The organism is Rugamonas violacea, from assembly GCF_016461825.1.
Classification (GTDB): Bacteria; Pseudomonadota; Gammaproteobacteria; order Burkholderiales; family Burkholderiaceae_D; genus Rugamonas.
The window spans coordinates 107,607-114,000 of record NZ_JAEMNU010000037.1 but is presented as its reverse complement, the minus strand read 5'-3'; the positions used below and the strand labels follow the sequence as shown (position 1 = coordinate 114,000).

The window sequence follows — 6,394 nt, the reverse complement described above, 5'->3', positions numbered from 1 at the left end:
CGGCCCGGCCGCGCTGGCCAGGATGGCGCGCACGCGGTACTGCTGGCAGCGGACGAACTGCTCGATGCGCTCGCCGTGCTCGGCCAGCGCGTCGATCACCACGCAGCTGCGGCCGGCCGCGTCCAGCACCAGCCAGCTGCATTCGCCCTCGACGCCCAATTGCACCACGCCGTCGTGCGGCAGCGGCGCCTGCGCCGAGGGCAGCAGGCAGCTGGCGCGCAGCGCCTCGCCGCAGCGGACGATGCGGGCGCAGGCCTCGGCCACGCTGGCGTCGTCGATCAGCGCGCCGAACGACAGGCGGATCGCGCCGCTGCTGCGCCAGGCCGGCAGGCCCATGGCGTCCAGCACGTAGCTGGGCGCGGCCTTCTTCGCCGAGCAGGCGCTGCCGGCGCTGACGCGCAGGCCGGCGGCGTCGAACACGTCCATCAACTCGCCGCTGGCCAGGCCCGGCACGGAAAAGTTCAAGGTGGTCGGCAGCGCCTTGGCGAAGGGGTTGTTGAAGACCACCCCGGGCAGCGCGGCGCGCAGGCTGTCGGCCAGGCGGGCGCGCACGCCGGCCAGCTCGGCGTGGCTGCGGAAGGTGCCGCCGCCCTCGAGCGCCTCGAGCACCGCGCCCAGCGCGGCGATGCCGACCATGTTCTCGGTGCCCGAGCGCAGGCCGCCCTCCTGGCCGCCGCCCATCATCAGCGCGGTGAACGGCGCGCCGGCGCGCACGTACAGCATGCCGATGCCCTTCGGCGCGTACAGCTTGTGGCCGGAGAACGGCGCGTAGTCGATGCGCGTGGCGGCCAGCTCCAGCGTCAGCTTGCCCAGCGCCTGCACGCAGTCGACCAGCCAGTAGGCGGCGCTGGCGCCGGCGCGCAACACCGCCTCGATGCCGGCCAGGTCGGAGATCACGCCGGTCTCGTTGTTGGCGGCCATGGTGCAGACCAGCGCGGCGCGGCCGGCCAGCCCACGCAACGCGGCCAGGTCGTGGCGGCCGTCCTGGTCGACCGGCAGCGCGCACAGTTCCAGGTCGAGGCCGAGCAGGCGGTTCCAGTGCGCCAGCGCCTCCGGCACCGCCTTGTGCTCGGTGGCGCCGTAGACCAGCAGCGAGCCGACCGCCTCGCCGGCGGCGCGGCGCGCGCGCACGGCGCACAGGGCCGACAGCACGGCCGTCTGGATGCCCTCGGTGGCGCCGCTGGTGAACAGCAGCTTGCCGTCGCCGGCGCCGAGCAGGCGGGCGCCGCGCTGGCGCACGCCCTCCATCAGCGCCTTGGCCTTCAGGCCGGCGGCGTGCGAGCTGCTCGGGTTGCCGAAGCGTTCGGCCATGGCGTCGACGGCGGCGGCGATGGCGGCGGGCAGGACGGCGGAGGTGGCGTTGCCGTCGAGGTAGATTTCGGTCTTGATCATGATGGGGCGGGCGGGGGCGGCGCGAAGTGGTCGAATAATAGAGACAGCTTACTCATTGCGGCCGGTAATTATGTTCTAAAATGTCTGATGGTTGCGCCGCATAGAGCATGAATATGCCACTTTTCACGGAAAAATAGAATGAATCCACTCGATCGCTACGATTATGCCATTCTCGCCGCGCTGCAGGCCGACGGCACCCTGTCGATCGCCCATCTCGGCGAGAAGATCGGACTGTCCAGCACGCCCTGCTGGAAGCGCGTCCGCCGCCTCGAGGAGGACGGCTACATCGAGAGCCGGGTGGCGATCGTCAACCGGCGCAAGGTCGGCCTGCCGGTGACGGTGTTCGTCAGCGTGCGCACCAGCCAGCACGACGACAAGTGGCTGGCCAGCTTCGCCGCCGCCGTCACCGCCCTGCCCGAGGTGCAGGAGTTCCACCGCATGAGCGGCGACGTCGACTACCTGCTGAAGGTGGTCACCACCGACATCGAGGGCTACGACCGCTTCTACAAGAAGCTGATCAAGGTGTCGCAGCTGACCGGCGTCGCCTCGGCCTTCTCGATGGAGCAGATCAAGGTCACCACGGCGCTGCCGCTGGAACTGGTGGCGCACGGCGCGCCGGCCTGAGCGGGGCGGCCGCCGATGGGATAAAATGTCCGCCCCGCCATTTTCCGCTCGGCCAGACCCCGCGCCCCACCCGATGCCGTCCTCCTCCCCGCTCCCCGCCTGGCTGCAAGGCCTGCTGCCCGGCCCCAACACCGCCGGCCGCCGCGAGCAACTGCGCGCCGCCGTCGGCGCCCTGGCCGGCCTGCTGCTGGCCGCCTTCGCCGGCCACTTCCTGCTGGCGCGCGACAGCGCCCAGCTGTTCCTGGTGGCGCCGATCGGCGCCTCGGCCGTGCTGGCCTTCTGCCTGCCGGCCAGCCCGCTGGCGCAACCCTGGTCCGTGGTCGGCGGCAACGTCGTCTCCGGCCTGGTCGGCGCCGCCTGCGTCCAGCTGTTCGGCGGCGGCGGCCTGGCCGTCGCCGGGCTGGCCGTGGCGCTGGCCATCGCCGCCATGTTCGCCCTGCGCTGCCTGCATCCGCCCGGCGGCGCGGTGGCGCTGACGGCGGTCATCGGCGGCCCGGCCGTGCACGCCGCCGGCTACGCCTTCGCGCTGCGCCCGGTGCTGGTCGACTCGCTGCTGCTGGTGGTCGCCGCCGTGCTGTACAACAACCTCAGCGGCCGCCGCTATCCACAGCGCCAGCAGGCCGCCCACGCCAGCAGCCACGCCACCGCCGACGTCAAGCCGACGGTGCGCCTGGGCTTCACGCCGGAGGATCTGGACGCCGTGCTGCGCCAGCACAACCAGGTGCTCGACATCAGCCGCGACCAGCTCGAAACGCTGTTCCTGCAAACCGAGATGCGCGCCCACCAGCGCCGCTTCGGCATCATCCGCTGCGCCGACATCATGTCGCGCGACGTCGTCAGCGCCGAGTTCGCCACGCCGCTGGACGCCGCCTGGCGCGCCATGCGCGAGCACAACATCGGCGCCCTGCCGGTGCTCAACCGCGCCAAGCGGGTGATCGGCATCGTCAGCCAGGGCGACTTCCTCGACCACGGCGGGCTGGAGGACTACGGCCGCCTGCGCCGCCAACTGCGCAACTTTCTGCGCCCCAGCGGCCTGAGCCACACGGAAAAGGCCGAGGTGGTCGGCCAGATCATGTCGACCAAGCCGCGCACCGCCGGCCTGGACACCGCCATCGTCGACCTGGTGCCGCTGATGGCCGACTCGGGCTTCCACCACATCCCCATCGTCGACGCCGAGCAGCGCCTGGCCGGCATCGTCACCCAGTCCGACCTGGTGGCGGCGCTGTACGAGCAGCGCTTCGCCGAAGCGGCCGCCTGAGCCCCGCCGCCGCGGAAAAAACAAAGGACCGGTTCCCCCCGGTCCCGGTCCCTGTCGCTCTACCGCCTCACTGCTCGCTCAGCGCTCGCCGCGCGCATCCCCGGCCGCCAACCGCGCGCTCACGGTTGCCGCTGTTGCCACTGTCGCGCGCGCGCCGGCGCCGCTTGGCGCCGCCGCATGGCCCAGCCCAGCAGGCCCAGGCCAGCCAGCAGCATCGCGTAGCTGGACGGCTCCGGCACCGCCGCGATATCGGATACGCCGATGGTGGCGCCGTAATAGTATTCGCCGTTCGGCGTGGTGAAGCGGATGTCGGTGAAGGTGCCGGTGAACTTGATCACGCCGTTGCCCTCGTAGCCGACGATGCTGCTGCCGCTGGACGGCGTCAGCAGGCCGCCGCCCCAGTTGCCCGGGCCTTGGCTCAGCAGGGTGAAGCTCAAGCCGTCCTGGAAGTTGAAGCTGACCGGCACGCCGCCCTGGCCGACGCTGAACATGGCCATGTAGGGGTTGACCACCGGCTTGTCGAAATGGAAGCCGTTGATGGTCGCCGCGCCGCCCACCATCAGGATGGTGCCGTTGCTGCCCGGGGTGTTGGGCACCTCGGCGCTGGTGAACGAGCTGGGCACGTTGTAGAAGACCGGATTGGGGTCCATGCCGATGGTGTCGCCGGTGTAACTGACGTTGATCGACACCGAGTTTTGCATCGTCGTGCCGCTGCTGCTGTCGCTCCACAGCGTCCAATTGACTGTCGGCGCGGCCATCGCCGACACGGGAACGACCAGTGCCGCCACCAGGCTTGCTGCTGCTAATTTCTTCATGCTACCCCCGAGGATTTTTCTTTTTTGAATCGCCGCCACCTTGCCGGGAGGCCGCGCCGTCTATGCCTGCAAGAAAGTTATCTACCGTTGCGGCAAGTTTCAGAGTAGGACAATTTTTCGGCGAAACAATGAATATTCATTGCAAATTATCATTTGGCATTTCCACAAGGAAATTGTGTGGCGGCGCTACAAATTTCCACCGGCAAGGCCGCCGCATCGCGTATCCTTGTCGCCGCCTTATTTCGACACCGTGACACCTACTCAGGAATCCGCAATGACGCCTCGCCCCGCCCGCCCCACCTTGTTTTCCGCCCGCCTCGCCCCCATCGCCGCCGCCGCCGGCCTGACGTTGGCCGCGCTGTGCGCCGGCCACGCCGCCGCCGCGCCGCTCGGCGCCGCAGCCGCCGCAGCAGCAGCCACGGCCACAGCCACGGCAGCCACAGCCACGACCGGCAGCGCGGCAACGCCGGCCGGCCGCCAGCTGCTGGCCCTGGCCGACGCCTACTATCAGGCGCTGGCCCGCTTCGACCCCATCGCCGCCACCGAAAACGGCGACAAGCGCTTCGACGACCAGCTCGGCCTGTCCATCGCACCGGCCCGGCGGGCCCGCCAATTCGCCCTCTACCGCCAGTTCGCCAAGCGCCTGCACGCTATCCCCCGCGCCAAGCTCGACGAGCGCGCCCGCGTCAACTACGACATCCTCGACTACGAGTTGGGCGACCTGCTGGCGATGCAGCCCTTCCCCGAGCACCTGCTGCCGATCAACCAGATGGACAGCGTGCCGATGATGCTGGCCAACTACGCCAGCGGCGAGGGCGCGCAACCGCTGACCACGGTCAAGGAATACGAGGCCTACCTGAGCCGGCTCAACCAACTGCCGGCATGGCTGGACCAGGCCATCGCCAACATGCGCCAGGGCATGCGCCAAGGCGTCACCCTGCCGAAGGCGATCATGCTGTCGGCCTTGCCGCAATTCCAGAAGCTGCTCAGCGCCACGCCGGAAAGCAACATCTTCTATACGCCGGCCAAGCAATTCCCCGCCACCTTCTCCGCCGCCGAGCAGCAGCGCCTGGGCGCCGCCTACCGCGCCGTCGTGGCCGAACGCCTGATGCCGGCGCTGGCCCGCCTGGCCACCTTCCTCGAACAGGACTACCTGCCGGCCTGCCGCAACAGCAGCGGCCTGGGCGATCTGCCCAATGGCCAGGCCTGGTACCGCGCCCGCGTCGCCAACGCCACCACCACCACGCTGACGGCGGAACAGATCCACGCCACCGGCTTGCAGGAAGTGGCCCGCATCCAGCAGCAGTTCGCCCTGCTCGGCCCGCAACTGGGCTACACCGGCCCGGCCGCCGGCCTGCCGGTCTGGGTCTCGCAGCAAGCCAAGTTCTTCCCCTTCAAGACCGAACAGGAAGTGCAGGCGGTCTACCACAAGCTCGACGAGATCCTCGACAGCAAGCTGCCCCAGCTGTTCACGCTGGTGCCCAAGGCCAAGTTGGACCTGCGCCTGGAGCCCGAGCTGAGCCGCGCCACCGCCTCCGACCACTACACCGCGCCGGCCGGCGACGGCTCGCGGCCCGGCGTGTTCTGGTCGGTGGTCAACGATCCCACCAAGTACGGCAACACCGGCATGACCACCTTGTTCCTGCACGAGGGCAAGCCCGGCCACCACTTCCACATCGCCCTGATGCAGGAGCTGAACCTGCCCGACTTCCGCAAGTACGGCGGCAACAACGCCTACACCGAGGGCTGGGCGCTGTACGCCGAAACGCTGGGCAAGGAGATGGGCCTGTTCAACGATCCCGAGCAGTACTTCGGCCACTTGAACGACGAACTGCTGCGCGCCACCCGCCTGGTGGTCGACACCGGCATGCACGCCAAGGCCTGGACACGCGAACAAAGCATCGCCTACATGCGGGAAACGTTGGGCTACGACACGGTGGCCAAGAGCGAGACCGAACGCTACATGGCCTGGCCCGGCCAGGCGCTGGGTTACAAGATCGGCTCGCTGAAGATCGTCCAACTGCGCCAGCGCGCCCAACAAGCGCTGGGCGAGAAATTCAGCCTGCCGAAGTTCCATGAGGTGGTGCTGAGCGATGGCACCCTGCCCTTGAGCCTGCTGGAAGCCAAAGTCGACCGCTGGATCGCCGCGCAACGCTAGCCATCCGCGCGCATCGCAATGCAACATCGCCGACGGGCGGCCCGAGCGGGCGGCCCGTCGCGAGCGTTCACCGGCACCCGCCGGCAACGGACGCCGCCGCCCTGCGGCGCGCTCGGCGGGCCGGATAGGCGAACTAAACAATATTTG

General features: G+C 69.5%; 5 protein-coding genes. 3 read left to right on the top strand and 2 right to left on the bottom strand.

Annotated features, from left to right (window positions below; genetic code table 11):
* Positions 1–1,392: cysteine desulfurase family protein (locus H7U20_RS08120; protein ID WP_233410580.1), on the bottom strand; the 1,392-nt coding region annotated here is incomplete at its 3' end.
* Positions 1,393–1,530: 138 nt separating this feature from the next.
* Between H7U20_RS08120 and H7U20_RS08115 the strand changes: the two genes are divergently transcribed.
* A complete protein-coding gene (locus H7U20_RS08115) occupies positions 1,531–2,016 on the top strand; it encodes an Lrp/AsnC family transcriptional regulator (RefSeq protein ID WP_199519083.1) in 486 nt (161 codons plus the stop codon).
* 73 nt (positions 2,017–2,089) lie between these two features.
* Positions 2,090–3,274: an HPP family protein gene (locus H7U20_RS08110; RefSeq protein ID WP_199519082.1), complete on the top strand. Its 1,185-nt coding sequence runs from the start codon at positions 2,090–2,092 to the stop codon at positions 3,272–3,274.
* Between the two features lie 119 nt (positions 3,275–3,393).
* Here H7U20_RS08110 and H7U20_RS08105 read toward each other — a convergent pair whose 3' ends face one another.
* Complete coding sequence (locus tag H7U20_RS08105) at positions 3,394–4,089, bottom strand: PEP-CTERM sorting domain-containing protein (protein WP_233410579.1); 696 nt, start codon at positions 4,087–4,089, stop codon at positions 3,394–3,396.
* 274 nt (positions 4,090–4,363) lie between these two features.
* On the opposite strand from H7U20_RS08105, the gene H7U20_RS08100 reads away from it, so the two are divergent.
* Positions 4,364–6,247, top strand: coding sequence for a DUF885 domain-containing protein (locus H7U20_RS08100; RefSeq protein WP_199519081.1), 1,884 nt, complete (start codon positions 4,364–4,366; stop codon positions 6,245–6,247).
* Positions 6,248–6,394: the final 147 nt, after the last annotated feature.

Coding starts and splice junctions, on each gene's coding strand:
- H7U20_RS08115 (WP_199519083.1), top strand. CDS start 1,531: ATGAATCCACTCGATCGCTACGATTATGCCATTCTCGCCGCGCTGCAG.
- H7U20_RS08100 (WP_199519081.1), top strand. CDS start 4,364: ATGACGCCTCGCCCCGCCCGCCCCACCTTGTTTTCCGCCCGCCTCGCC.
- H7U20_RS08105 (WP_233410579.1), bottom strand. CDS start 4,089: ATGAAGAAATTAGCAGCAGCAAGCCTGGTGGCGGCACTGGTCGTTCCC.
- H7U20_RS08110 (WP_199519082.1), top strand. CDS start 2,090: ATGCCGTCCTCCTCCCCGCTCCCCGCCTGGCTGCAAGGCCTGCTGCCC.